Annotated in this window: 16 protein-coding genes; 14 read left to right on the forward strand and 2 right to left on the reverse strand. The window is 72.1% G+C overall.

What is annotated here, in order from left to right; translation table 11 throughout:
• Window positions 1-59: 59 nt before the first annotated feature.
• Window positions 60-830, reverse strand: a complete 771-nt coding sequence (locus VLK66_RS24165) for an arylesterase (protein ID WP_325312064.1) — start codon at window positions 828-830, stop codon at window positions 60-62.
• Here VLK66_RS24165 and VLK66_RS24170 point away from each other — a divergent pair.
• The 4 genes from VLK66_RS24170 to VLK66_RS24185 all read left to right on the forward strand — a co-directional run bounded on the left by VLK66_RS24170 (window position 823) and on the right by VLK66_RS24185 (window position 7,172).
• Window positions 823-1,497 (forward strand): ABC transporter ATP-binding protein, encoded by a 675-nt coding sequence (locus VLK66_RS24170; RefSeq protein ID WP_325312065.1) that lies wholly within the window; start codon window positions 823-825, stop codon window positions 1,495-1,497. The genes VLK66_RS24165 and VLK66_RS24170 overlap by 8 nt on opposite strands.
• Entirely contained in the window at window positions 1,494-4,097 is a 2,604-nt protein-coding gene (locus VLK66_RS24175) for an ABC transporter permease (RefSeq protein WP_325312066.1), read from the forward strand. Before VLK66_RS24170 ends, VLK66_RS24175 begins: the two co-directional genes overlap by 4 nt.
• 368 nt (window positions 4,098-4,465) lie before the next feature.
• Window positions 4,466-6,163 (forward strand): GAF domain-containing sensor histidine kinase, encoded by a 1,698-nt coding sequence (locus VLK66_RS24180; RefSeq protein ID WP_325312067.1) that lies wholly within the window; start codon window positions 4,466-4,468, stop codon window positions 6,161-6,163.
• Window positions 6,150-7,172: a tetratricopeptide repeat protein gene (locus VLK66_RS24185; protein WP_325312068.1), complete on the forward strand. Its 1,023-nt coding sequence runs from the start codon at window positions 6,150-6,152 to the stop codon at window positions 7,170-7,172. Before VLK66_RS24180 ends, VLK66_RS24185 begins: the two co-directional genes overlap by 14 nt.
• A 578-nt stretch (window positions 7,173-7,750) precedes the next feature.
• On the opposite strand, the gene VLK66_RS24190 is transcribed toward VLK66_RS24185, so the two are convergent.
• On the reverse strand, window positions 7,751-9,145 hold the full coding sequence (locus VLK66_RS24190) for an eCIS core domain-containing protein (protein WP_325312069.1): 1,395 nt from the start codon (window positions 9,143-9,145) through the stop codon (window positions 7,751-7,753).
• A gap of 281 nt (window positions 9,146-9,426) precedes the next feature.
• On the opposite strand from VLK66_RS24190, the gene VLK66_RS24195 reads away from it, so the two are divergent.
• From VLK66_RS24195 to VLK66_RS24240, 10 genes are all read left to right on the forward strand, one after another.
• On the forward strand, window positions 9,427-10,890 hold the full coding sequence (locus VLK66_RS24195) for a hypothetical protein (RefSeq protein WP_325312070.1): 1,464 nt from the start codon (window positions 9,427-9,429) through the stop codon (window positions 10,888-10,890).
• A gap of 475 nt (window positions 10,891-11,365) precedes the next feature.
• On the forward strand, window positions 11,366-12,469 hold the full coding sequence (locus VLK66_RS24200; protein WP_325312071.1) for a branched-chain amino acid ABC transporter substrate-binding protein: 1,104 nt from the start codon (window positions 11,366-11,368) through the stop codon (window positions 12,467-12,469).
• Window positions 12,466-14,340, forward strand: coding sequence for a methyl-accepting chemotaxis protein (locus tag VLK66_RS24205; protein WP_325312072.1), 1,875 nt, complete (start codon window positions 12,466-12,468; stop codon window positions 14,338-14,340). Before VLK66_RS24200 ends, VLK66_RS24205 begins: the two co-directional genes overlap by 4 nt.
• A 249-nt stretch (window positions 14,341-14,589) precedes the next feature.
• Complete coding sequence (locus tag VLK66_RS24210; protein ID WP_325312073.1) at window positions 14,590-16,461, forward strand: M61 family metallopeptidase; 1,872 nt, start codon at window positions 14,590-14,592, stop codon at window positions 16,459-16,461.
• Window positions 16,458-17,312 (forward strand): glutaminyl-peptide cyclotransferase, encoded by an 855-nt coding sequence (locus tag VLK66_RS24215; protein WP_325312074.1) that lies wholly within the window; start codon window positions 16,458-16,460, stop codon window positions 17,310-17,312. The genes VLK66_RS24210 and VLK66_RS24215 overlap by 4 nt, the downstream gene beginning before the upstream one ends.
• Window positions 17,313-18,083: 771 nt before the next feature.
• Window positions 18,084-19,409 carry a sigma-54 dependent transcriptional regulator gene (locus VLK66_RS24220; RefSeq protein WP_325312075.1) on the forward strand — a complete coding sequence of 442 codons (1,326 nt, stop codon included), beginning with the start codon at window positions 18,084-18,086 and terminating at the stop codon, window positions 19,407-19,409.
• Window positions 19,410-19,838: 429 nt separating this feature from the next.
• Window positions 19,839-20,348, forward strand: a complete 510-nt coding sequence (locus VLK66_RS24225; RefSeq protein ID WP_325312076.1) for a hypothetical protein — start codon at window positions 19,839-19,841, stop codon at window positions 20,346-20,348.
• Between the two features lie 50 nt (window positions 20,349-20,398).
• Entirely contained in the window at window positions 20,399-21,733 is a 1,335-nt protein-coding gene (locus VLK66_RS24230; RefSeq protein ID WP_325312077.1) for a tetratricopeptide repeat protein, read from the forward strand.
• 199 nt (window positions 21,734-21,932) lie between these two features.
• Window positions 21,933-23,771, forward strand: coding sequence for a BamA/TamA family outer membrane protein (locus VLK66_RS24235; RefSeq protein ID WP_325312078.1), 1,839 nt, complete (start codon window positions 21,933-21,935; stop codon window positions 23,769-23,771).
• Between the two features lie 151 nt (window positions 23,772-23,922).
• Complete coding sequence (locus VLK66_RS24240) at window positions 23,923-25,011, forward strand: hypothetical protein (protein WP_325312079.1); 1,089 nt, start codon at window positions 23,923-23,925, stop codon at window positions 25,009-25,011.
• Window positions 25,012-25,201 lie beyond the last annotated feature (190 nt).

A 25,201-nucleotide genomic window follows, 5' to 3' on the forward strand; every position in this document is an offset into this window, starting at 1 on the left:
GCGATGCTGGAGCCGTCCCACACTCCGTATCCCATGAAGTGCATGAGTGCCTCCAGCGCTCAAGGTGGCCCCGCAGCACGCGCCGGCTTCGCCGCTTCCTCGCGGAGGACAGGCTCCAGCACCCTCCATACGTTCTCGGCAACGATGCGCTGGCCGCGCTCGTTGGGGTGGATGCCGTCGCCCAGGTTCAGGTCCGGGTTGCCGGCCACGCCGTCCAGCAAAAAGGGGATGAGGGAAAGGCTGTCTTCCCGCGCCACGCCGGTGTAGATCGCGCGGTACTCGCGGCCGTAGCGCTCGCCCAGGTTGGGCGCGGCCACCATCCCCGCCAGCACGATGCGCGCGTCCGGCCGCGCTTTGCGCACGGTGTCCACGATCTGCTCGATGTTGCGGCGGAGCGCGGCCAGCGACAGCCCCTGCAGCATGTCGTTGGCGCCCGTCTCCAGCACCATCACGTCGAAGGGCTGCTTCACCAGCCACTTCGCCACCCGGTCCCGCGCCTGGGCCGAGATCTCGCCGCTCACGCCGGCGTTCACCACCTCGAACGGGAGGCCGGCGGAGTCGATCTTGGCCTGGACGCGCGCGGGGAAGCCCAGGTCGGGGTCCAACCCCAGCGCGGCCGTCAGGCTGGTGCCCACGAACATCACCACGCGGCGGTCCGCGGCGCGCGCGGCGGCGCCGGTGGAGTCCTCGGCCGAGCCGTCGTTCGTGCCGACCGCAACCGTGTCCGCCGAAGCTCCCGGGCTCGGTTTGCGATCCTCCCGCCCACAGCCGAGTATCAGGGTGCAGAAGGCCGGCACAACGATCAGGAACCCGCGGAGCCCATTGCTCATCGTAGAAGATCTGTCCAAGACATACCGCAGCGGCGGCCAGCAGCTGGCCGCGGTGACGAACGTAACCTTTCGGGTAGACGCGGGGGAGACGGTGGCAATCGTCGGGCCGTCCGGGAGCGGGAAGACCACGCTCCTGGGGCTGCTCGCGGGCCTCGACCGCCCCAGCGGCGGCATCGTCCGCCTGGACGACACCGACATCGGCGCGCTGAGCGAGGACGAGCGCGCGCGGCTGCGGCGCGAACGGATCGGCTTCGTCTTCCAGTCGTTCCAGCTCATCCCCACGCTCACCGCGCGCGAGAACGTGGAGGTGCCGCTGCAGCTGCGCGGCGAGCGCTCCGGCGGCCGCGCGGACGAGCTGCTGGAGCGGGTGGGGCTGGGCGGGCGCGGGCACCACTTCCCGGCGCAGCTCTCCGGCGGCGAGCAGCAGCGCGTGGCCATCGCGCGCGCGTTCGTGCACGCGCCGCGGATCCTGTTCGCCGACGAGCCCACCGGGAACCTCGACGCGGCCACGGGGCAGCGGGTGATCGACCTGCTGATGGAGCTGAACCGCGAGCTGGGGACCACGCTCGTCCTCGTGACCCACGACCTGGACCTGGCCGCAAGGGCGCGGCGGGTGATCCGGCTTTCGGACGGGCGCGTGGTGTCGGACGAGCGGAGCGGCTCGTGAGCGTCTTCCGCCCGATCGCGGCGCTGGCGTGGCGCGAAAGCCGGTTCGCGCGCCGGCGGCTTCTGCTCTTCCTCTCCGCCATCTCCCTCGGTGTCGCGGCGCTGGTGGCCACGCAGAGCTTCGCGGCCAACCTGTCGCAGGGGGTCCGCGACCAGTCGCGCGCGCTGCTGGGGGCGGATCTGGCCATCTCCAGCAACCGCACGCTGGGGCGGAGGACGGAGATGGCGATCGACTCGCTGCGCCGCTCCGGCGCGGTGGTGTCGCGGCAGACGTCGTTCGCGTCGATGGCGCTTCTGGAGCGCACCGGGGGAACCCGCCTCTCGCAGGTGCGCGCGGTGGAGCCCGGATATCCTTTCTACGGACAGATCGAGACGGCGCCGGCGGGACGATGGGCCGCGCTGCAGGGCGGCCGCAACGCACTGGTGGATCCCGCGCTGCTGACGGCGCTGGACGCGCGGCTGGGCGACTCCATCTCGCTGGGCGACGCGCGCTTCCGGGTGATCGGGACGCTGGAGAAGGTTCCCGGGCAGGTGGGCGTCGGCTCGCTCTTCGCCCCGCCGGTCTACGTTCCCGCCTCCACCGTGGCGGAGATGAACCTGCTGCGCTTCGGCGCGCGGGTGGACTACGACGTGTTCGTGCGCACCCCGCCGCGCCTGGCCGCGCGGTGGACCGAGGCGCACCGCGCGGTGCTGCGCGGCGAGCGGGCGAACGTGCGCACGGCCGAGCAGCAGCAGCGGCAGCTGGACCGCGCGCTGGGCCGGCTGGGCGACTTCCTCGGTCTCGTGGGCACCTTCGCGCTCCTGCTGGGCGGCATCGGCGTGGCCAGCGCGATGGGCGCGTACATGGCGCAGAAGCGGGAAACCGTGGCCGCGCTGCGCTGCCTGGGGGCGACCGCGCCGCAGGTCATCTCCATCTACCTGCTGCAGGCCGGGGCGATGGGGCTGGCGGGCGCGGCGCTCGGCGCGGCGATGGGCGTGGCCGTGCAGTGGGTGCTCCCGCGTCTCTTGGCCGACCTCCTTCCGGTGCAGGTGGGGACCACCGTCGATCTCCCGTCGGTGGGGATGGGGATCGGGGTGGGGATCTGGATCGCGGTGGCGTTCGCGCTGCTGCCGCTGCTGGCCACGCGCCGCATCTCGCCGCTCGAGGCCATCCGCCGCCGCGTGGAGCCGGCCGGGCGCGTGCGCGACGCGTGGACTGCCGGCGCCGCGCTCCTGCTGGCGGCGAGCGTGGCCGCGCTGGTGATGATGCAGGCCGGTGGATGGCGCACCGGTCTGGGCTTCGTGGCGGGGATCGGCGTCACCCTGCTCGGCCTCTGGCTGGCCGCGTGGGGGGTGACGCGTCTGGTCCGCGCCGCGCCGGGAGCGGGGCTGCCGTACGCCGCGCGGCAGGGGCTGGCGAACCTCCACCGCCCGGGGAACCAGACGCGCGTCGTCGTCCTCGCGCTGGGTTTCGGCGTCTTCCTGCTGGCCACGCTGTACCTGACGCAGGGAAACCTGCTGCGCCCGCTGCGCCTGAACGCCGCCGAGACGCGGGCCAATCTCCTCCTCTTCGACGTGCAGGACGAGCAGCAGGCCGGCGTGGCCGCGCAGCTCCGCGCCGAGCACACCGGCGTGGTGCAGCGCGCGGCCATCGTCCCCATGCGCATCTACTCGATCAACGGAAAGACGACGGCGCAGCTGGTCGGCATCGGCCCCGCGCGCGGCGGCGGCGACGAGGACGGGCCGCCGGAGCGCGGCCGGAGCGAGCAACGCCGCGGCGGGCCGGAGCCGTGGGCGGTGCGCCGCGAGTACCGCTCCACCTGGCGCGACACGCTGAACGCGTCGGAAGAGCTGCTGGAGGGGCGGTTCTGGCGCCCGGGGCAGGGCGGCGCGGCGCGCGGGAAGATGGCGGAGGTGTCGCTGGACAAGGCCATCGTCGAGGACCTGGGGGTGAAGCTGGGCGACCAGATCACCTGGGACGTGCAGGGCGTGCGGATCCCGACGCGGGTGACGTCGATCCGCGACGTGGACTGGCAGCGGCTGGAGCCCAACTTCTTCGCCGTCTTCCCCGGCGAGGTGCTGCGCGATGCGCCGCACACCTGGGTGATGCTGGCCCGCGCCCCCGACGCGCCGGCCCGCGCCCGCGTGCAGCGCGACGTGGTCGCGAAGTTTCCCAACGTCGCCATCCTGGACCTGACGCAGGTGCAGGCCGCGCTGGACGAGGTGCTGGGCCGCGTCGCCGCCGTCATCCGCTTCCTCGCGGCGTTCAGCGTGGCGACGGGGTTCATCGTCCTCCTCGGCGCGGTGCTCACCAGCCGCCTGCAGCGCATCCGCGAGAGCGTGCTGCTGCGCACGCTGGGCGCCACGCGCCGGCAGATCGGCGCCATCCTCCTCACCGAGTACCTGTCGCTCGGCCTGCTGGCGAGCATCGCCGGGATCGGGCTGGCCACGGCGGCGGGGTGGGCGCTGGCGAAGTGGCTGTTCGAGGTCGACTTCTCCATCCCCCTTCCGCCGCTCCTCTGGCTCGCGCTCGGCGTTACCGCGCTCGCCGGCGCGGTGGGATGGTGGGCCAGCCGCGAGGTCTTCCGCCACACGCCGCTGGAGGCGCTGCGGGACGAGTGATCGAGGGAGATGGATCGGGAGCGTCACGCTTGAACGCATCGCCAGTGATCAGTGTCTCCTATCGTACCGCGTTCCGATCAGGATCGTGCATTCTGAAGTGATGGGGGTCTGCTGTTGAGTGCCTTCGAGGAGTGCGCCGTCGATTCGTCCGACCGGTATCACACGCGGGAATGGGGCGGGGCGGGGGTTGCACGGAAGCGCCGCCCACGCGGAACGTGAACGGCGGCACCCTGCTTTCCCGACGATTGTTCCGGCCCGAAGAATGTGATACCTTGCCCGCATCACCCGAATCCACGTCGGGCTTCTGCGGAAGGTGCGGGCGGCGCAAGCTGATGCGCCCGCGCCGGGCTTTTCTTCATCCCCGCCCCATGGACCTGCGCGACGCCACCATCCGCATCTACGAAAGCAGCGACCCCGGCGACGCCCTGCACGCGCTGGGCCGCTCGCTCGCGGATTGCTTCGGCGTACGGCGCGCGGTCTGGCTGAACGCCGACGCGCGCCCCGCCGCCGCCTGGCCGCAGGACGCGCATCTTTCCCCCGCGCTGGCCGCGTTCGCCGCCGAAGCCGCATCTCCCTCCGTCCGCCCGCTCGCTTCCGACTTTCCCGCCAACGCCGCCGAGAATGCCGGGGATGCCGGGGATGCCGGCGCCGACGCGCTCGCCCTGCCGCTCGGCGAGAACGCCGGCGCGCTGGTCCTCGTCGCCCGCTCGGGCGCGTTCGCGGAGATGGAGAAGTGGGAGGCGCTGGGGAAGGCGTTCGCGCTGGCCGCCGGCCGCCACCGCCGCGCCCGTCAGGTGGAGGAGGAGCGCGACATGCTCCGCCAGCGCGCCGAGGAGAGCGAGGCGCTCCACGTCCTGGGCTTGGCCGCCAACCGCACGCTGGACCCCGACGAGGTGCTGACGCTGGTGGCGCGCTTCACCCGCACGCTGCTGGGCGCGCACTACGTCACGGTGAACACGCTGGCCGAGGGGCGCATCCGCACCGTGGCCGCCGTCGGTCTGCGGGTGGACGCGACGGCGGACGACCCGTTCGCCGCCCGCGTGGCCGCCGCGCGCAAGCCGCTGACGCTGCAGGCGGACGAGAGTGGCGCCGTTCCCGAGCCCTACCACGCCGCCGAGGGGATGCGGGTGGGGCTGGGCGTTCCCCTGGCTCTCTTCGGCGAGACCTTCGGCGCGCTGGTGATCGGGTACCGCCGCCCGTACGACCTGGCCCCGCGCGACACCCGTCTCGCGCTTACGCTGGCCGGCCACGCGGCGGTGGCCATCAGCAACGCGCGGCTGCACGGCGCGCTGGCGCAGCGCACCCGCGAGCTGGAGCGCGCCAACGAGGAGCTGCGGTGGACCACCGAGGCCAAGGACCGCTTCTTCGCCTCGATGAGCCACGAGCTGCGCACCCCGCTGAACTCCATCCTGGGCTACCAGAGCCTGCTGCTGGAGGGCGTGGTGGGCGAGATGCCGGCGCAGGTGAAGTCGTTCCTGGAGCGCGCGCAGAAGTCCACCCGCAACCTGCTGCACCTGGTGAACGACGTCCTGGACCTGTCCAAGCTTGAGGCGGGGAAGATGGAGCTGGTGATCGTGCCCGCGCGGGTGCGCTCGATTGTGGAGGAGGTGCTGGCCACCATCGAGCCGCTGGCCGCCGCGCGCCAGATCGCGGTGGAGGTGGCGCCCTGGCCGCCGCTGCCGCCCATCGAGACCGACGCCGACCGGGTGCGGCAGATCCTGATCAACCTCCTTTCCAACGCCGTGAAGTTCACCGACCAGGGCGCGGTCACGATCACCGCCGCGCACGGCGGCGACGGCGTGAGCGGCGACGGATCGCTGGCGGGATGGGTGGAGGTGCACGTGGCCGACACGGGCCCGGGGATCGCGTCCGAGAACCAGGAGCGGATCTTCCACGAGTTCGAGCAGATCGTGGGCGCCACCTCGCGCGGCGGCACGGGGCTGGGGCTTCCCATCTCGCGCAAGCTGGCCCGCCTGCTGGGCGGCGACCTGACGGTGGACAGCATTCCCGGCCACGGCTCCACCTTCACCCTTCGCCTCCCGCTGCGCCCGCATGAGCACCACTGAGGCACGGCCGGCTCACGCCGAGCTCGCGGAGCGGGCACAGGAGGAAGAGCACCTCGGCCGGTGGGAGGCGGCCGCGGCGGCATACGCACACTCATTTCGTGCCGCGATTCTCGCGAACGACGTGGAGTCCGCCGCCGACGCGCTGCGGGGCCAGGGACGGGTGCTGATCCAGGAGGAACGGTACGACGACGCGGAGGAGCTGGTGGAGCTCAGTCGCGAGATCGCCGAGCGGGCGGGCGTTGTCCAGTCGGCGGCGCGCGCGCTGAACGTGCTGGGGATCATCCGCTTCAAGCAGCGCCGCTGGGAGCAGGCGCGGGCCTACTACGATGCCGCGCTGGAGCGGGCGATCGACGTCGGCGACGACGATCTGGCCGGTTTGGCGCTCCAGAACGCCGGAGTGATCGCCTACTACCTGGGCGACCTCCGCGAGGCGCGCGCACTGTACCTGGAGAGCATCGGCTCGTTCGTCCGCTCCGGAAACAGCGGCAACGCGCTTCTGACCTACAACAATCTCGGCCTCGCCTGCGTAAACCTGCGCGACTGGCTGGAGGCGGACATCTACTATTCGCGCGGGATAGAGATCGCCGAGCGGCACTCCAAATCTCCGCTCCTGGCAAAGCTTTACGGAAACAGGGCAGAGGCCCTGATCCACATCGGCGAGCTCGACGAGGCCACCCTGTCCCTGCGGAAGGCGGAGATCGCCGCCGACGCGGTGGGTGACCGGGACGCGATGGCGGACGTCTATCGGCTGCGGGGGATGATCGCGCGGACCGGGGGCGATTTCGACACTGCCGAAACGGCGGTGCTCCGCGCGCTGGAGCTGGCAACCGACCCGTCGATGGAGCGCGCCGAGGCATACCGGGAGATGGCGGCGCTCCGGGCGGCGGAGGGGCTCACGGAAGACGCCCGGAGCGCATTCCGCGCCGCGAGCGAGATCTACCGCAATCTGGGAGGTGATGCGTACGCGGCGACCACGGAAGTGGAGCTTGCGGCACTGGACCGGGTATGAAGGAAGGTCGGAGGTGGGCAAACTTTTCGGGCCAAGGCGTTCGCGCGTCTCCGAGGGTGTGATACGCGAGGCGGCACGGGAGTTGCCCTCCGGCAGAGCATGATCGCCGGAAACCGCAGCGCATTGGAGGAACGATGAGTCGGTTGTCACGCCTCATTCCAGCACTTGTCGTAACGGTCCTCCTTTCCGCTTGCGGGGGAGCGGGTGCGGATACACCTCTATCCCCGGCCGGCCCGCGCCTCGATGGCGGCGGCGTGCTCGTGGGAGGCAACGTAGTCGACACCACCACCCAGTCCTCGTCGGGCACCTCCACCACGACGGACGTACCCCCGGATAGCACGTCGCGCGGCGGCGGAGTGCTGGTGGGGGGAAACTGACCCGCCTCACGCCCGCTCGGTTTTCGCAAGGCCCGCTTCGGCGGGCCTTTCGCTTTTAGGTGCCGGGCGTGCACCGGTTTGGTGTATGTGCCGTGAATCAGGGCACGCAGCGCGCGGGTCGGTTAAAGATTCGGATTGTACGGAATCACGACACTGGCGGCGAGCCCCGCCCCGGGCCGCGCCGGTCGAGGGTGACCTTCATCACGGTTTCGGCTTGATCTTGCCGGCGGCCTTCAGCGCCTCGTGCTCGGTGAGCTTCGTGGCCGCGGTGGTGCGCGCGGTCTCGATCTCCGTGTAGTAGTTGTTCAGGGCCTTGAACTCCTCGCGGAGGATGGAGGTCTGGCCCTGCCAGTATTCCGCGTCCGCTTCGTCGGGCGAGCTGGACTGCTGGTAGGCCATGTTCCACTCGTCTCCCAGCGCGGAGATCTTCTGCTTCACCACGGCCAGGAGCGGACCGGCGATGAAGCCGATCCGCCGGAAGATGTCGCGCCCGTAGTCGGTGGTCTTGTCGCCCAGGTAGACGGGCGGGGCGTAGTAGTTGTACTGGTGGAACGCCTTGTTGACGTCGTCAGGCGTGAAGCTGTCCTGGAGGTACAGCCCGGTTCCCGCCGCCACCATCCCCGAGAAGTTCGCGCCCAGCGTCTTCGTGTACGCCTCCAGCCCCTCCGCCCAGCTGGGGAACTTCTGCAGGTTGCCGTGCGCCGTCCCGATGTTGCCCTTGGGACCGCCCATCAGCGAGAACATGTTGTGGTACACCTCGCCCCCGTTCCCCTTCGCGAAATCCGACTCGAGCGACCCCTGGGCCATGATGAACACCCCGGCGAAGGTCGAGTATCCCTTGCCCTTGGCCCACAGGAACGCGTCCCACCCGGCGTCGCCCAGGAAGCCGATCTTGTACGCCTCGATCCAGGTGGGCTTCTGCCCCTTCTTCTCGGTGAAGGCGTACTGGTCGATCACGCCTTTCTTCTTGTAGGGCGTGAGCGTGGGCTCGTCCTGCATCTGCACCGCGCCGGGAGATGGGGACGATGCCGCGGCGGCGGCACGGGGCGCGTAGGCGTCCAGCAGCGGCTCGGCGGAGCGGCCCTGCTCCACGCGCTCGGCGACGGCGTCGGCGTGGCGCTCGTGGCGGTCGCCCGCGCGGCCGATGCCGTCCGCGAAACCGATCTCCCCGCGCTGCTGGACGACGTGCGCCGCCTCGTGCGCCGCGGTCCGCAGCGTGGGCGACTCCCGGAACGCGACCCGGCCGCCGGATGCGTACGCCCTGGCGCCGATGCTTCCGGCCGCGGCCGCCGCCTCTCCGCCGACGTGCGCGCGCACGGACGAGAGGTCGTGGCGCCCGAACGCGCGCTGGATCGCCTCGCCGTGCGGGAGCGGCGCCCCCGTGCCGCGGAGGCCCGCTTGCGCCGTCTCCCGCACCGCGTGCCCCGAGGGCGGGTGGACCGGGACGGCGGCGAAGTCGTGTCCCCCGGCCGCCGGCGCGGCGGAGGCCGTGCCGCCGGGCGCCTCCGCCGCCAGCGAACGGCGCGGGGAAACGAGCGGCGACGGGATCGGCGGGGCGGGCGCGACGGCCTTCTTCTGCAGCGGCGTCTTCATCATCTCCACTCTTCCAGAGATCGGTATCCGCGGACGGACCGGAATCCCCCCACGCAGCATGGATGGCTCCATCCGCGGCGGGCGTCAACGGATTCGCGCTGGAGCAGATCGGCGGGATGGCGTACCCCGGAGACACTCCGTTCCATCTTCCTCGCGAGCGGTCCCACATTGCCCGGGCACGGCGGGTGCGTACGAAACCGCGGGGGCCGGGGTCCGTAGATCCGGCTATGGCCGGTGCGCTTGCCCGGCCGGTGCTTTCGCACGCTCTGAGAACGGAGACGGTCATGGACAACAATCCCTTGAACAACCCGGGCGGCGGCGGTGGTCAGACACCGCCCACGCCCGACACCCACGGGTCCGGCGGCTACGGCGGCAGCACCGGCGGCGCCGACCCGCTGGGCGGCGGCACCTCCGGCAGCGGGTCGTCCGGCCTGGGCGGCCCGGATTCGTCCGGGTCCGGCTCGGCGGGCAGCTCCGGCGGAAGCGGCTCCGGGAGCGGCGGCGCGGCCGGGTGGGGATCGACGGGCTCGGCCGGCGGCACGGGCGGCACGTCGGGCGTGGGCGGCTCCGGCGGCAGCGGCTCGGGGAGCGGCGGCGCGGCGGGATGGGGATCGACCGGATCGGCCGGCTCCACTGGCTCGAGCGGATCGACGGGATCGACCGGATCGACCGGATCGACCGGATCGACGGGCGGCTCCGGCGGATCGGACGCGGGGCCGGGCTACACCGCGGGCGGCGGATCGTCGTCGGGCACGGGGTCGACGGGTGGCGAGTCCGGCGGCGAAAGCTCCGGCGGGCGGCGGGATCCGTTCGAGGACCTGGGCTCGCGGATCGAGTCGGCGCTGCACGACCTGCGGCCGAAGCTGAAGAGCGTGTTCCAGGAGCTGGACTCGCGCATCGACGCGGCGCTGGAGGACGTGAAGCCGAAGGTGAGCGACGCCCGCGACCGCGTCCGCCCGCGCGTCGACAACCTCGTGAGCGAGGTGCAGCCGCGGGTAGACGCGCTCCTGTCGCGCATCCAGAACGCCATCGACGGGCTGCGCAAGGACTTCGAGACGCGCGCCGACCGTGCCGAGGAGCGCCGCGGCGGGACCGGCGCCGCGGACGACGGCATGCCGCCGCCGGACAGCACCACGGCGGCGTCGGGCACCGGCTACGGAAGCGGAACCACGCCCGGCGGCACCGCGGGCTACGGCAGTGGCGGCGCGTCGCCCGGCGCGAGCGGCTCGGGCGCTCCGATGGGCGGCACCGGCACGGGAACGTCGTCCACCTCGTCGGGACTGGACTCCACGCCGTCGGGGGGCACGACGGGCACCGGCGCCAGCGGCGGGTCGCACGGGTTCGGCATCGGCGGCACGGAGGGCGGCTCGTCTTCCTCCGGCCTCGGCGGCTCGACCTCCGGTTCTTCGCCGGGTCTGGGGGAATCGGCGTCCGGCGGTTCGCCTTCCTCCGGCCTGGGCGGTTCGTCGTCCGGCCTGGGTGGTTCGGCGGGAGGGTCGTCGTCTTCCTCCGGCCTTGGCGGATCGTCGTCGGGGCTTGGCGGCTCGACGGGCGGATCGTCGGGGAGCGGGACGGGCGGGACCACGACGACGTGGCCGCGCGAGGACGAGGACACGAAGCCGGGCGACCCGCCGATCGAGGAGCGCTTCGGGCAGCGCTCCGGCGCGGGCGGAAGCGCGCTGGACGACTCGACGGCCGACAAGCCGGGCGAGGGTGGCACCGGCTCGTCCGGAAGCTCCAACTCGTAACCGGCTGAAGGGTTGAACGGCGCCGGCCGCGGATCGCATCCGCGGCCGGCGCTGCTTTTATCACACGGAGGGAGCGGAGGGAGCGGAGGAAGCGGAGGAAGAGGAGGGGATTCCGCACGTGACGAGATCCCCTCCGTTACCTCCGCTTCCTCCGTGTGATGCACTGCTGTTCACCAGCCGATCTCCCGTCGCTGGTTGTTCCATCTTCCCCATCGATCGGGGTTCCTTTCGGGTCACGGACGCGCACCCCATCCGCCAATCTGCTACAACATTTGACGTCAGACAGTATCCGACGTATAATCCACCCGCCAATCCAAGTGTCGCAGTTCCCACGCAGGAACAGCCGAGGGCGGCGGAAGCTCGCCCCCACGCGGCCTGTTCGCGCCCGTGCGTTCGATCCCGACGCACATCCATTCGGGGCCACCGCGACTCCCATCCCATAACCCTGCAGCCGATTCCCCGGAAAGGAGAACCGGTGCGCATTCCCCCCGCACTCCGCCGCGCCCTTGCGCCCATGCTGGCCTGCGCCGCGCTCGCATCGTGCACGCAAGGCGGCGACACCATCCTCATCGGCACCGCCGGCCCGTTCAAGGAAGCCTACGCCACCATGGTGCGCCACGCCGTGGAGATGGCCGCCGACGAGGTGAACGCCCGCGGCGGCATCGGCGGGCGGCGCCTGCAGGTGGTGGCCGTCGACGACGAGGGCGACGGCGTGAAGGCCGGCGCCGTGGCCCGCGGCTTCTACGAGAACCCCGGCATCGTCGGTGTCGTCGGCCACGCCAACTCGGGCGGCACCGTGGGCGCCGCGCCCGAGTACGACCGCGGCCTGCCCGCCATCGTTCCCAGCGCCACCTCGCCCGAGATCACCGGCATCTCGCCGTGGGTCTTTCGCGTGACCGTGAACGACTCGGTGAACGGCGCCAACCTGGCCCGCTACGCCGCGCGGCTGGACCGCCGCCGCGTGGTGGTGCTCTACGAGAACAACGTCTACGGCCGCGGGCTGGCGCAGGCGTTCCTGGCCGCCTACCCCGGCAAGCCGCTGGGCGTGGACCCCATCGCCGGCGACGGGAGCAAGGTGGAGCCGTTCGTCTCGTACTACCGCGGCGTGCAGCCCGACCTGGTGTTCGTGGCGGGGACCGAGATGTCGGGCCGCGCGCTCCTGCGCGAGGCGCAGCGGCAGGGCTTCCGGCCGCAGTGGCTGGCGGGCGACGGGTGGCCCGGCGTGGCCGCCGACACCGCGGCGTCGGAAGGCGCGCTCATCGCCACGCCGGTGCGGCTGGACCGGACCGACGAGGGGCGCCACTTCGCCGAGGCGTTCCAGACGCGCTACGGCGTGCGCCCCGACGCCAACGCCGCCATGGCGTACGACGCCGCGATGCTGCTGGCGAAGGCCATCGAGGCGGTGGGGCCGGACCGCGCGGCGATCCGCGACTGGCTGGCCAAGGTGAAGGGCGGCAACGCCTTCCGCGGCGTGACCGGCGAGATCCGCTTCCGCCCCGACGGCGATCCCGACCGCGCGGGCTTCGTGATGACCCGGGTGCACGACGGCGCCCTCGTTCCGCTGGAGGACGCACGATGAGCCAGGTGGTCTCCCGCGGACAGATCCGCACACGGCTTCTCACCGGCTTCGGGGTGATGATGGTCCTCCTCCTGGCCGCCGGCGCGGTAGGGTGGACGGCGCTCCGCTCGCTCTCGGCCTCCATCCGCACCGCCAACCAGGGCGTCGAGGAAGAGGCCCGCCTCAGCACCGCGCTGGCGACCGACGTCGCCCGCGAGATCGCCGTGGCGGCGCGCTACATCGAGGACACCGACCCGGCCGCGGCGGTGGCGTTCGACTCGCTGCGCTGGCACACGCACGCCACGCATCGCGCCCTGCGCCGCCGCGAGCTGCGGGCCGAGGACAAGGGGACGCTGGTGGGGATCGACCAGGCGCTCTCCGACGCCGAGGTGCGCTACGTGGTCGCCCGGCGGCTCAGGGAGATGGGGCGCGCCGCCGAGGCCGCCGCGCAGACCGACAGCGCCCGCGCCGTCGAGGCGGCCATGCTGGGCGATCTGGACCGGCTGGGCGATGCCAAGGCGAAGCGGCTGGGTGAGACCGCGGGCGCGCTGGAAGGCGCGGCGCAGCGGCGCGCCTGGCTCCTGGTGGCGCTGATCGCGGTCGCCGCGGTCGTGGCGACGGTCGTCGTGCTCCGCGTGGTGCGCTCCATCAGCGGGCCGCTGGACCGGCTGGCGCGCCACGCCGGCGCGCTGGGCGAGGGCGACCTGACCGCCCGGACCACGGGCCACCTTCCCGGCGAGCTGGGGCTGCTGGCCGAGGCCATGAACCGCACCAGCGACTCGCTCTCGCGCATCGGCGCGGGGGCGGCGGGGGCGGCCGACAGCATCACCCGCTCGGCCGACGACCTTTCCGCCATCTCCGAGCAGCTGGCGGCGGCGGTGGGCGAGGTCACGCGGTCGATGACGCAGGTTTCCGGCGGCGCGGCCGACCAGGTGAAGCAGCTGCGCCGGGTGGACGACGCGCTGCGGGCCATGCTGGACCAGGCGCGCAAGGTGGCGACGGAAGTCCGCGAGGTCTCCGGCCTGGCCGCGTCGATCGAGGAGGTCGCCCGCAGCCGCCGCGAGGAGACGGCCGGGGCGCTGCTCACGCTCATCCAGATCAAGCGCTCGGTGCAGGAGGCCGCGGCCGAGACCGAGGCGCTGCACGCCGCCGTCGCCGACATCAACTCCTTCGTGGAGACGGTGGACGAGATCGCCGCGCAGACCAACCTCCTCGGCCTGAACGCGGCCATCGAGGCGGCGCGCGCGGGCGAGGAGGGCGCGGGCTTCGCCGTGGTCGCGGGCGAGGTGCGCAAGCTGGCCGGGCAGGCGCGCGCCGGCGCCGAGCGCGTGGCGGGGATCACCCGCACCGTGCGCCAGCGCGTGGAGTCCACCGCCCGCGCCATGACCGCCGGCGCGGCGCAGGTGGACGAGATCGAGCGGGTGGCGCAGCAGGTGGAGGCCGCGCTGGCCACGATCCTGGTGGCCGCCGAGCGCACCCGCGCCGCCGCCGAGAGCGTCACCTCCGCGGCCGAGGGGAACGCCGCCGCCGCGGTCGACGCGGCGTCCGGCATCGCCGCGGTGGCGGAGACGGCGGAGGTGCACGCCGAGACGGCGGAGGGCGTCCGCGCGGCCACCACGCAGCAGGAGAGCGCCTGCATCCTGGTGGCCGACGCCACACGGCGGCTGATCGGCAGCGCGGCCGAGCTGCGCGGCCTGGTCGGCAACCTCACCGTCGCCCCGGCCGAGGCGCCGAAGGAAGACCAGGAGGATCCGGGAGATGCGGAGCCGACGGCGGCGCCGAAGCCGTTCATCGACACTTCCGTCATCGATCCGAATCTCCTCACGCACGCCGACGGCATCAGCGCGCATGAGCGGCTGCGGCGCAGGCGGGTGATGGCGATGCGCGACTAGCATCGGCGGATCTCACGCGGAGGCGCGGAGACGCGGGGGCGCTGCCATGCACCTCCGCGTCTCCGCGTCTCCGCGTGAGATCCAGCGATGCCGGGGAGACGCGGAACAATCGTCCAGCCGCGGCGGTCTCATCCCCCGCATTCCCCATCGATGCATCGATAAGCCGCGCCGGGCGCTGGCCCGGCGCGGCCGGACGCGCTAGTGTGAACGCTCGCCGGAATTGCCCCCGAACCGCCTGAACGACACCGGATGAAGCCCATCTTCCCTCGCGCGGCCGTGCTCCCCGCGCTGGCGCTGCTCGCCACCGCCGCGAACGCGCAGCAGCGGCGCGTCGAGTACGAGGTCGCGTATCCCAACGCCGCGCACCACGAGGCGCAGGTCACCGCCACCTTCCGCGGCGTGCCGCAGGGGCGCCCGCTGCAGCTGCGGATGGCCGTCTCGTCGCCCGGCCGGTACGCGCGCCACGAGTTCGCCAAGAACGTCTACGACGTGCGCGTGACCGACGCGTCCGGGCGCCCGCTCCCCGTCACCCGCCCCAACCCGCAGCAGTGGGACGTGACGCCGAACGGGACCACGGTGCGCGTGGCCTACACCGTCTTCGGCGACCGGACGGACGGCACCTACCTGGGCGTCGACCGGACGCACGCGCACATGAACATGCCCGCCACCTTCATGTGGGCGCGGGGGATGACGGACGCCCCGATCCGCCTGGCCGTCCGCCCGCAGCCGGGCTGGCGCGTGGCCACGCAGCTGCGGCCCACGGCCGATTCGACGGTGTTCGAGGCGCCCAATCTCCAGTACTTCATGGATTCGCCCACCGAGGTCGGCCCCGTCGTCTTCCGCAGCTGGACGGAGACGATCGGCGGCAGGCCGGTCACCTGGCGCATCGCCCTGCACCACCTGGGCAACGACGCCGCGGCCGACACCTTCGCCTCGATGGTCCGCCGCGTCGTCGCGGAAGAGGTGGCGATGTGGGGCGAGCCGGCGGGGTACGACTTCGGCACCTACACCTTCCTCTCCGACTACCTCCCGTGGGCCAGCGGCGACGGGATGGAGCACCGCAACAGCACCAGCCTCACCAGCTCGCGCGGCATCACCGACCCCGGGCAGCGGCTGGACAACGTGGCCACCGTGTCGCACGAGTTCTTCCACTCGTGGAACGTGGAGCGGCTGCGCCCGCGCGCGCTGGAGCCGTTCGACTTCGAGCGCGAGAACATGAGCGGCGAGCTCTGGTTCGCCGAGGGCTTCACCAGCTACTGGGACGCGCTCTTCCTGCGCCGCGCGGGGCTGTACGACGACGACCAGTACGCCGAGGACATCTCCGGCAACGTCAGCACCGTGCTGAACGCCCCCGGCCGCCGCCGCTTCAGCGCGGTGGAGATGAGCATGCAGGCGCCCTTCGTCGACGCGGCCACCTCCATCGACCCGGTGAACCGCGGCAACACCTTCATCTCGTACTACACCTGGGGCGCGGCCATCGGGCTGGGGCTGGACCTGACGCTGCGCGAGCGCTTCCCGGGCCTGTCGCTGGAAGACTACATGCGGGCCATGTGGCGGCAGTACGGGCGCTTCCAGTCTCCCGCGCTGGCGCCCGAGCGGCCGTACACCCTGGCCGACCTGCGCCGCGTGCTGGGCGAGGTCACGCACGACACCGCCTTCGCCAACGACTTCTTCCGCCGCTACGTGGAGGGGCACGAGGCGGTGGACTACACGCGCGTGCTGGGCGCCGCCGGCTTCCTGGTCCGCAAGTCGGCCGCGGGGCGCCCCTGGCTGGGCGCCTACCCGGCCGACGACAGCGCCTCCGTCGTCATCACCCAGCCGCCGATCGAGGGCGGCTCGCTGTACCGCGCGGGCGTCGACCGCGGCGACCGCATCTTCGCGGTGGACGGCGTTCCCACCCCCACGGCCGACTCGCTGGCGGCGGTGATGCGCGGGCATGCGCCGGGGCAGACGGTGCGGATGGACGTGCTGCAGCGCGGCGTCCGCCACGACGTCGCCGTCGCCCTGGTCGAGAACCCGGCGGTCGAGGTGGTCACCTACGAGAAGGCGGGGATGCCGGTGACCGACGCCATGCGCACCCTGCGCCGCCAGTGGCTGGGCTCCAGGGCAGGTGCGCGATGATCCCCGGACTCCGCCGCGCCGGGCGCCCCGCCGCCCTGCTCACCCTCGCCACGCTCGCCTTCTGCGCCTGCGACCGGAAAGGCGGCATCGACAAGGATCCGGGTGTGAACGAACCTCCCAGGCCCGTGGCACCGGTGACGCCCGCTACCGTGCTGCGCAGCTTTCCGCACGACACCGCGGCGTTCACGCAGGGGCTGCTCTGGCACGAGGGGTGGCTGTACGAGAGCACCGGCCGCGAGGGGCGCTCCACGCTGCGCCAGGTGGAACTGGAGACGGGAAAGGTGCTGCGAAAGGCCGATATCCCCTCGCCCTACTTCGCCGAGGGGCTCGCGCTCTTCGAGGGGCGGCTGTACCAGCTCACCTGGCAGAACCAGCAGGGCTTCATCTACACCCTGGGCGACTTCAGGCAGGCCGGCACCTTCCCGTACCAGGGCGAGGGATGGGGGCTCACCACGGACGGGAAGTCGCTCATCCTTTCCGACGGCTCCAACGAGCTGCGCGTGCTGGACCCGCGCACCTTCGCCGTGCAGCGCACGGTGGAGGTGATGGACGGCACCGTGTTCGTGAACGACATCAACGAGCTGGAGTGGGTGAAGGGCGAGATCTGGGCGAACGTGTGGCACACCGACCGCATCGCCCGCATCGACCCGCAGACCGGGAAGGTGAAGGCGTGGGTGGACCTGACGGGGATCCTGGAAACGTCGCAGCATCCGGACCCCGAGGCCGTGCTGAACGGGATCGCCTACGACGAGGCGCACGACCGGCTGTTCGTGACCGGGAAGCTGTGGCCCACGCTCTTCGAGATCAGCGTTCCCGGCGTGGCGGGCGGGGGCGGCGCGGCGGCGCGGTGAAACCATCCCGCCGCGGCGCCCGTATGGTGATGCGAGCAAGACGTCAGTCACCCTGAACCGCCGGACCCGCCGTGCTCCTCCTGCTGCGGTACTTCTTCAAGACGGTGATCCTGGGAGTGGTGATCAAGATCCTGGGTCGCTTCTGGCCAAGTCTCCTCCGCCTCCTCCGCCTCTGGCGGTAGTCAGGGGCTGACGAACGGCATCTGCTCCCCGCCCGGGGCCCGCGTTTCGGCGCGTGCCCCGGGCGTGTCGCGTCGGGATGGCGCGGAAGTGCGCTTTCTCTCGTGTACCCTCTTCCAGCGCGATCTCCTCGATCTCCACGTCTCCCCAACGGTGATTTCTCACGCGGAGACGCGGAGTCGCGGAGAACTCCGTGCCATGACGAATCCTCCGCGTCTCCGCGTGAGATCAACGATGCAGCGGTCGAGCGACGATGAAGTCGACAAGAGTTCTGCGTTCCGACCTTGGACGATCTCCCGCCTCTCTGAAGTCGCGTGTTCCCATTCGGGAACCAAAATAACGCCTGCACCAATTCGGTGCACGACCAGCGCGGCCCGAACGTGGCGGGGTGACGAAGCTGCATCGCGTCCCGCGGTGGCGCGATCGGAATGGGCAAGATGTTGTGAGCCATCGTCTTGCAAAACGTTCGTACGGTGGCGGATGGAGCGCGGCGGGCGTTTCTTTTCAGTCGCCGTTCGGTAGTTTGCGCGATTCGTGGCACCAACACTATTATTCGCGGTTCAATCACAGTGATCTGGGAGTCGCACGCCTTTGAGGGTCCTTCTCCTCGACGCGGACCGCGGCGTCGTTCGAACGCTCGAACCCGAGCTCAACGGAAACACCGAGCTGCACGCCGCGCAGACCCTTTCCGAGGGCCTGCGGCTGGTGTCGCAGAGTCAGTGGGACCTGATCCTGCTCGACGCCGACTTCTCCGGCGGCGGGCTGGAGCTGCTCGGCCGCCTGCACGGCGACAGCTCCACCCCCGTGGTGCTGCTGGCCCAGAACCCGTCGATGGACCTGGCGATGGAGGCCATCCGCCAGGGCGCCCACGACGTCCTTCCCAAGCCCGTCCCCCGCGGCCGCGTCCGCGAGATCCTGCTCGGCATCGAGGAGGTCCGCCGCCTCCGCCCCCTTCCCCAGGACGCCGGCGACGAATCCACCATCGTGGGCGCCAGCCAGGGGATGATGGCCGTGTACAAGTCGGTCGCGCGCGCGGCCGCCAGCGACGCCACCGTGCTGGTGCTGGGCGAGAGCGGCACGGGGAAGGAGATGGTCGCGCGGGTGCTGCACTCGCGCTCGCGCCGCGCCCGTGGCCCCTTCGTACCGATCAACTGCGCCGCCATCCCCGAGAACCTGCTGGAGAGCGAGCTCTTCGGGCACGAGAAGGGCGCCTTCACCGGCGCCATCGGGCGGCGCATCGGGCGCTTCGAGCGCGCCACCGGGGGCACGCTCTTCCTCGACGAGATCGGCGACATGTCGCTGGCGCTGCAGAGCAAGATCCTGCGCGCCCTGCAGGAGCGCGAGATCGAGCGCGTGGGCGGCAACAGCGCCGTGCCCATCGACGTGCGCATCATCGCCGCCACCAACCGCGACCTGCACGGCGCCGTGGCCGAGGGGCGCTTCCGCGAGGACCTGTTCTACCGCCTGGCCGTGGTGACCCTGACGCTGCCGCCGCTGCGCGAGCGGGGAACCGACCTGGACCTTCTCGCCGGGCACTTCGTGGCGCATTACGCCCGGGAGCACGCCCGGCCGGTGCGCGCCATCGCCGAGGAGGTGTTCAGCGCGCTGCGGGCGCACCCCTGGCCGGGAAACGTGCGCCAGATCCGCAACGCCATGGAGCGCGCGGTGGTGATGTCGGACGGCGAAGTCCTTCTCCCGCAGCACCTTCCCCCCGACATCCTGCACCCCCCCAGCTCGCGCGGCGCCGCCGAGGAGCCCGGCGAGATGCCGCTGGTGACGCTGGAGGAGATGGAGAAGCGGATGATCCGGCGGGCGCTGCGCGAGACGCAGAACAACCTGACGATGGCGGCGGAGCGGCTGGGGATCCACCGCAACACCCTGCGGCGCAAGATCGCCGAGTACGCGATCGAGCACTGAGCCCGTCGCAGCCGCGCGGTACTCCGCCCAGCTCTGCGCCACCCGCGGGCACTCGTCTTCCATCGTCACTCCGTCCCGCTTTCGAGGATCCAGAGCCGGAGATCCAAGGTCCGCGGAGATGGCCGCCCCCTTGCGCCGGCCGCTCTCGTGCACCATCCTCTGGCACTCCGCACACTTCTGGTGCACTCCACGTCCACGGGGCGTGTCCGGAAAGTGTTGTCCAAAAGCGTATAAACCGTTAACTTGTCGGTACATACCGACTACATGGCGCGAACGCGCCCCGTGGTACGCACCGTGCCCCCACCGGGTGCGTGCCTGCCTTCCACCACTCCGGAGGTCTTGATGAGCTCCAGGTTCCGCGGTCTTCTCCTGGCTGTTGCGGTAACGACGGTTTCCTTCACGGCCGGGTGCTCGGATGCGGGCTCTCCGGTGGGCGCGGCACCCGCGCGCATGGCGCGCGCCGGGACGACGACCACGGCCTCCACCGACTTCGTGGCGTCGGGGAACCTGGACATCCTTGCCCGCTTCCGGGTGAAGCCGCAGATCACCATCGCCTGGGCCAAGGCCTGGATCGGGCCGGAGGGCGGCCGGGTGGACTTCCAGGGCTTCACCATCGTGGTCCCCGCGGGTGCGGTCGACAAGGTGACGATGTTCACCATCCGCCTCCCGGTCGACCCCAACGGCAGCGAGCGCGTGGTGGCCGAGTTCGGGCCGCACAACGTGCCCTTCGCGAAGCCGGTGACCATCGGCCTTCCCGTGCGCGGCACCACCGTCGAGGGCAACACCGCGGCGCACGTGGTGTGGTGGAGCGACGGCTGGGTGAACATGGGCGGCACCGTTTCGGCCGACGGCACGCAGATCCTCACGCAGACCCCGCACTTCTCGGAATACGGCGTGACCGCCGAGCGCGGCGGTGGCATGAGCGTTTCCGGCGGCTGATCATCCGCACTACCCGACTCCGCTGTTCCCCGTGCCTCGGAACTAGTGCCGTGAACCGCCCCGAAGCGACGATCGAAGAGATCCTCGGGCTGCTGCCGGACCTCGACGACCTCGAGGTCCTCCGGCTGCAGCTCGTCGCTGCCGCCGTGCGCGACCCGGGGAAGGAGTGGGACAGCTCCAGCGCCTACACCACCATCGACAAGCGTATCGTGACGCCCGAGGCGGCCGAGCGGGCGCTGGACGAGGCCGAGGCGGCGCTGCACGAGTACGTCTCCGCGCTGCACCGGGGGCTCCGGCCCTTTCTGCAGAGCTTCTTCGCCGACGACCGCGACGCGGCGTCGCGCCACCTGATCGCGCTGGGCGAAAACCTGGAGGGGAGCGGCCGCCTGCTGGGCGCGCAGAAGTGCTACCGGGCGGCGCTGACCGTCTCGCTGCCGCTGGTGGACAAGGGGGCGCAGATCCTTGCGCTGCGGCGCATCGGCCGCGTGTCGGTGAGCGTGGGCGACTTCAAGGAGGCGGTCGCCTACTACGAGCGTAGCGCCGACCTGTCGCGCGACTCCGGCGACGTTCCCGGCGAGGTCATCGGCCGCACGGGCATCGGCAACGTCCGGCTGTGGCAGGGGCGGTGGAACGAGGCCGAGGCGTGCTACCACGAGGCCCTGGCCCTGGCCGACGCCGCCGGAAGCGGAGCGTTCATGCTGGAGCGCGGGCAGATCTACAACAACCTGGGGAACCTGACCACGCGCCAGCAGCGCCTGCAGGAGTCCGAGGGGTGGTTCGAGCGCGCCTTCCATGTGTGGCAGGCGCTGACCTCGCCGGTGGACCTGGCCATCTGCCACCACAACCACGCGCACCTCCGCGAGGCGCAGGAGCGCTGGGACGAGGCGCGGCGCGGATACGAGGCCGCGCTGAAGCTCCCCATCCCCAAGGCGCTGCGGGCCACCATCGCCACCGACCTGGCCGAATGGTGGCTGCACGAGGGGCACGTGACGCAGGCCGAGGAGCTGGGGCGCCTGGCCGAGGAGCAGGCGATCGCGGCCGGCTCGCCGTACACCATCGGCTACATGTACCAGGGCCGCGGGAACATCGCGCGCGCGCAGGGCGACGCCGACGGGTTCACCTTCTTCGAGAAGGCGCTGGAGATCGCCCGCGAGAAGGGGTATCCCTTCCTGGAAGGCGAGACGCTGCTCGACTACGCGGCGCTGCGCGCGCAGAACGACGGCTACGAAGAGGCGGCCGCATACCTGGAGCGCGCGGCCGAGATCTTCCGCGAGCTGGGCGCGGCCGGCGAGCTGGAGCGCGCGAAACGCTCGCTGGCCGAGCTGCGGTCCACCGGCGAGCTGGAGCTGGCGGGCGAGTCGCCGATCGCGGCGGCGGGAGACTAGCAGGGCTGGCGGAGCGGACGAAATCGAGCGGCGGGACCGTCACGGCGGCCCCGCCGTTTGCGTTCCGGGAGTGGGGCGCGAAGATTGCTCCCTGCACCCACGGAAACTTCGTCCCGCTCCCCGAGCGAACGATCACGCACGGACGGTGCGGCCGCCCGAAATGGGCAGGCGGCCCGTCCGTTCCGTCGCAAGGCACCCATTGCCGCCGACTCGTCCGCACCCGCTCCGCACTCTGCTCGCGGCCGCCGCGCTGGCCGCGAGCGCGCCGCTGGCCGCGCGCGCGCAGCAGCCGGTTTCCGCGCCCGCATTCCCATCTCCCGAAAGCTCTGTCGCGGCGGCGCCCGCGCGCGACACCACGCCGGCCGGGTGCCCGCGGATCGGCAACATCTTCGTCGACAACAACTCGGTGTTCCTGGTGGGCGACGCCAGCCTGGACCCGCGCTTCAACGCCGCGTACCGCACCGCCAACCGGCTGCACGTGCGCACCCGCGAGTCGGTGATCCGCCGCGAGCTGCTGTTCCACGAGGGAAGCTGCTACCGCCCCGAGCTGCTGGAAGACTCCGAGCGCATCCTGCGCTCCACCGGCTACCTGGCCGACGCCGACGTCTTCTCCGTGCGCCAGCCGGACGGGACGTTGGACGTGATCGTGGAGACGCGCGACGAGTGGTCCACGCGGCTCGAGGCGTCGGGCGGGTCGGGCGAGTTCTCGGGGATCGAGCTGCGCGAGGACAACCTGCTGGGGCGCGGCGCGCGGGCGGCGGCGTTCTGGCGCCACCAGGAGGGCGAGAACGTGTACGGCGGCCGCGCCGGCACGCCGCAGCTCTTCGGCACGCACGTGGACGCCGAGGCCTCGCTGGCGCGCACGCCGGTGGGGATCTCGGCGCTGGTGCGCACGGCGTTCCCCTTCCGCGGCGAGGGCGCGCGCTGGGCGTGGCGGCAGTCGTTCCTGCGCGACGAGCGCAACTTCAGCTACTACGTGGAGAACGGCACCCGCCTGGAGCGCCGCCTCTTTCCCGTGGAGCGCACCGCGTGGGACGTGGGCGTGGTGCGGCGCTTCGGGCACCGCGGCAACCTGACGCTGCTGGGCGTGGCCCTGGCCGGCGAGCAGCGGGACTTTCCGCAGGACACCTTCAGCGCGGTCGAGGGAGGGATCCCCGTTTCCGAGCTCCCCGGCGGCGGCTTCGTGCCGGGGCTGGAGCCGGTGTCGGCCACGCGGCTGCTGTTCCTGGCGGGCCAGCGGCGCGTGACCTTCGACCGGCGGCGCGGGCTGGACGCGGTGCACGGCGCCGAGGACGTGCAGCTGGGCGCCGACGTGGAGGCGGCGGTGGGGCGCAGCATCGAGGCGTTCACCGACGGCAACGACCTGTCGGTGGACTTCGGGCTGAACGCCGCGGGCGACCTGCCGGGCGGCATCCTGGCGGGAACGCGGGTGATCGTCGAGGCCAAGCGCGACTTCGAGGCGCCGCAGGGCGAGGAGTCGTGGCGCGACGTGTTCGGGCAGGCCGACGTGTGGACGTACTGGCGCCCGCGGGGGGATTCCAAGCACACGTTCGTGGCGGCGGCGCACGCGGCGGGCGGGTGGCACACGCGGGTGCCCTTCCAGCTCACGCTGGGGCAGCGCGCGGGGCTGCGCGGCTATACGCGCCAAGTGGCCGCCGGGCAGCGGCGCGTGGTGGCCACGCTGGAGCACCGCGCCTTCCTGGCGTGGCCCTTCCCGCGGCTCTTCGACCTGGGCTCGGCGGTGTTCGTGGACGCGGGGAAGACGTGGTCGGGCGGCGATCCGTTCGGGCGCGACTCGCCGGTGCTGGTGTCGGCGGGGGCGGGGGTGCGGCTGGCCTTCCCGCCGGGGTCGCGGCGCACGTACCGGCTGGACTTCGCCTTCCCGGTGGCGCCCAGCTTCCGCCCGCGAGCGATCCAGATCTCCATCGGCACCGGCCAGGCGATCGGCCGCAGCGCCGTGGACGACGACCCGCAGATCGGCCGCAGCTCGCGCCAGCCGATCGGCGTCTCCCTGTTCGACTACCCCCTCGACCGGTGAGCCGTGGTGGGGAGGAACTGACGCGCCCCCACGTCGACGTCATCCTGAGGCCGGCCACACCGCAACCGGCTTCTGCACAATAGGTTGCAGGCCGAAGGATCCATAGCCCGTCCAGCACGTGAGCCGGTTCCACCCGCCCCGCACCTCTCCCATGATCCGCCTTCCCACCATCGCCCTGCTGCTCGCGGTCACCGCCTGCGGATCGGAGCCGTCCCCCGCGCGCCGCCACGCCGCGACCGCACCGGCGATTCCGGCAGCGACCGATTCACAGCGCGCCGCCGATTCTCCGCGCGTGCGAATCGTCCCGCCCGCGCACCCGGCGGGCTACCTCGTCTGGTGGGCGGATTCTGCGCACAGTGCGCGGACGGCGTGGCTGGACGGCGGCGGGCGGGTGATTGCGACGCGGCCGGGCGTCTACGCGGCGATGGGCCCGCACCTGTGGAGGTGGACCGAGGGAACGAAGCGCGCGCCCGGCGCCGACTGCGAGTGCATCCGCGGCAAGGATCCGGACCGCTGCCCGTTGCGCTCGTCGCGGGTGAACACCGCCACGATGGTCGATCTCGCGGGCGGCGGGACGAGGGAGATCATGGGCCCGCTGGATTCTACGCAGGCCTCCGGCGAGGTGCAGCCGGAGCAGCAGGCCACGCCGGTCACGGGCGCCGGCCCGTACCTGCTGGTGCGCGTGAAGGCCGCGTACGACGCCTGCGGCGCCCACGGCCTCCCCGCCGACGACGTGGCCTGGGCACCGCTCGCGGGCGACACCGTGCCAGAGCCCGAAGCATCGGTGATGGCGCGCGACAGCGCCGCGGCCACGCTCGGTTTCCTGCAGACGCCGTGCGGCATAGGCGAAGACGACGAGAAGCGGGACCCCGGATCGCCCTGGAGCTGGGAAGCGCAGTGGACGCGCGGCGGGCGGCTGCAGGGCGGCTACCGCTTCATCCGCGAGGCGGCGTTCATCTGCGGAGACGGCGGCGAGAGCTACTCGCGGACCATCCTGGTGGCGGATTCCGTGCTCCCGCGCTGGATCGCCGCGTGGAGCCCCGCGCCCGAGCCGGTCCGTCGCTACTGGAGCACCGAGCCGCGGGCGGCGGCCGCGTGGCGCGAGGCCGGCGTCTGGGCGAGCGACACCAGCGTGGCCCAGCACTCCTTCTGGTACATGGACGCGGCCCTCCGCGCCGGCTGGAGCGCGGTGGATTCGGTGAACGCGCCCCGCCTGCTGGCGCTCTTCAGGACGCGCTGAAAGCGCCGGCACACTGCATCCACCGACGTCATCCTGAGTCGAACACCGAGCTGCGCGCGACCACGGAGGATGAAAGGAGATTGGTCGTGAGCGCTGATGCCACAGAATGAGCGGATCAGCCTCGCGCAGTTTGCGAGGCTTCCCGTAGTTGTTGCTGCGACTTCAGTCGCCGGTGACCGGCTGCGTCCGG

This window comes from Longimicrobium sp. (genome assembly GCF_035474595.1).
Taxonomy (GTDB): domain Bacteria; phylum Gemmatimonadota; class Gemmatimonadetes; order Longimicrobiales; family Longimicrobiaceae; genus Longimicrobium.

What these genes read in the sequence shown, in the direction of transcription:
- VLK66_RS24165 (WP_325312064.1), bottom strand. Translation starts at nt 830, where the DNA reads ATGAGCAATGGGCTCCGCGGGTTCCTGATCGTTGTGCCGGCCTTCTGC.
- VLK66_RS24180 (WP_325312067.1), top strand. Translation starts at nt 4,466, where the DNA reads ATGGACCTGCGCGACGCCACCATCCGCATCTACGAAAGCAGCGACCCC.
- VLK66_RS24185 (WP_325312068.1), top strand. Translation starts at nt 6,150, where the DNA reads ATGAGCACCACTGAGGCACGGCCGGCTCACGCCGAGCTCGCGGAGCGG.
- VLK66_RS24190 (WP_325312069.1), bottom strand. Translation starts at nt 9,145, where the DNA reads ATGATGAAGACGCCGCTGCAGAAGAAGGCCGTCGCGCCCGCCCCGCCG.
- VLK66_RS24195 (WP_325312070.1), top strand. Translation starts at nt 9,427, where the DNA reads ATGGACAACAATCCCTTGAACAACCCGGGCGGCGGCGGTGGTCAGACA.
- VLK66_RS24205 (WP_325312072.1), top strand. Translation starts at nt 12,466, where the DNA reads ATGAGCCAGGTGGTCTCCCGCGGACAGATCCGCACACGGCTTCTCACC.
- VLK66_RS24210 (WP_325312073.1), top strand. Translation starts at nt 14,590, where the DNA reads ATGAAGCCCATCTTCCCTCGCGCGGCCGTGCTCCCCGCGCTGGCGCTG.
- VLK66_RS24215 (WP_325312074.1), top strand. Translation starts at nt 16,458, where the DNA reads ATGATCCCCGGACTCCGCCGCGCCGGGCGCCCCGCCGCCCTGCTCACC.
- VLK66_RS24240 (WP_325312079.1), top strand. Translation starts at nt 23,923, where the DNA reads ATGATCCGCCTTCCCACCATCGCCCTGCTGCTCGCGGTCACCGCCTGC.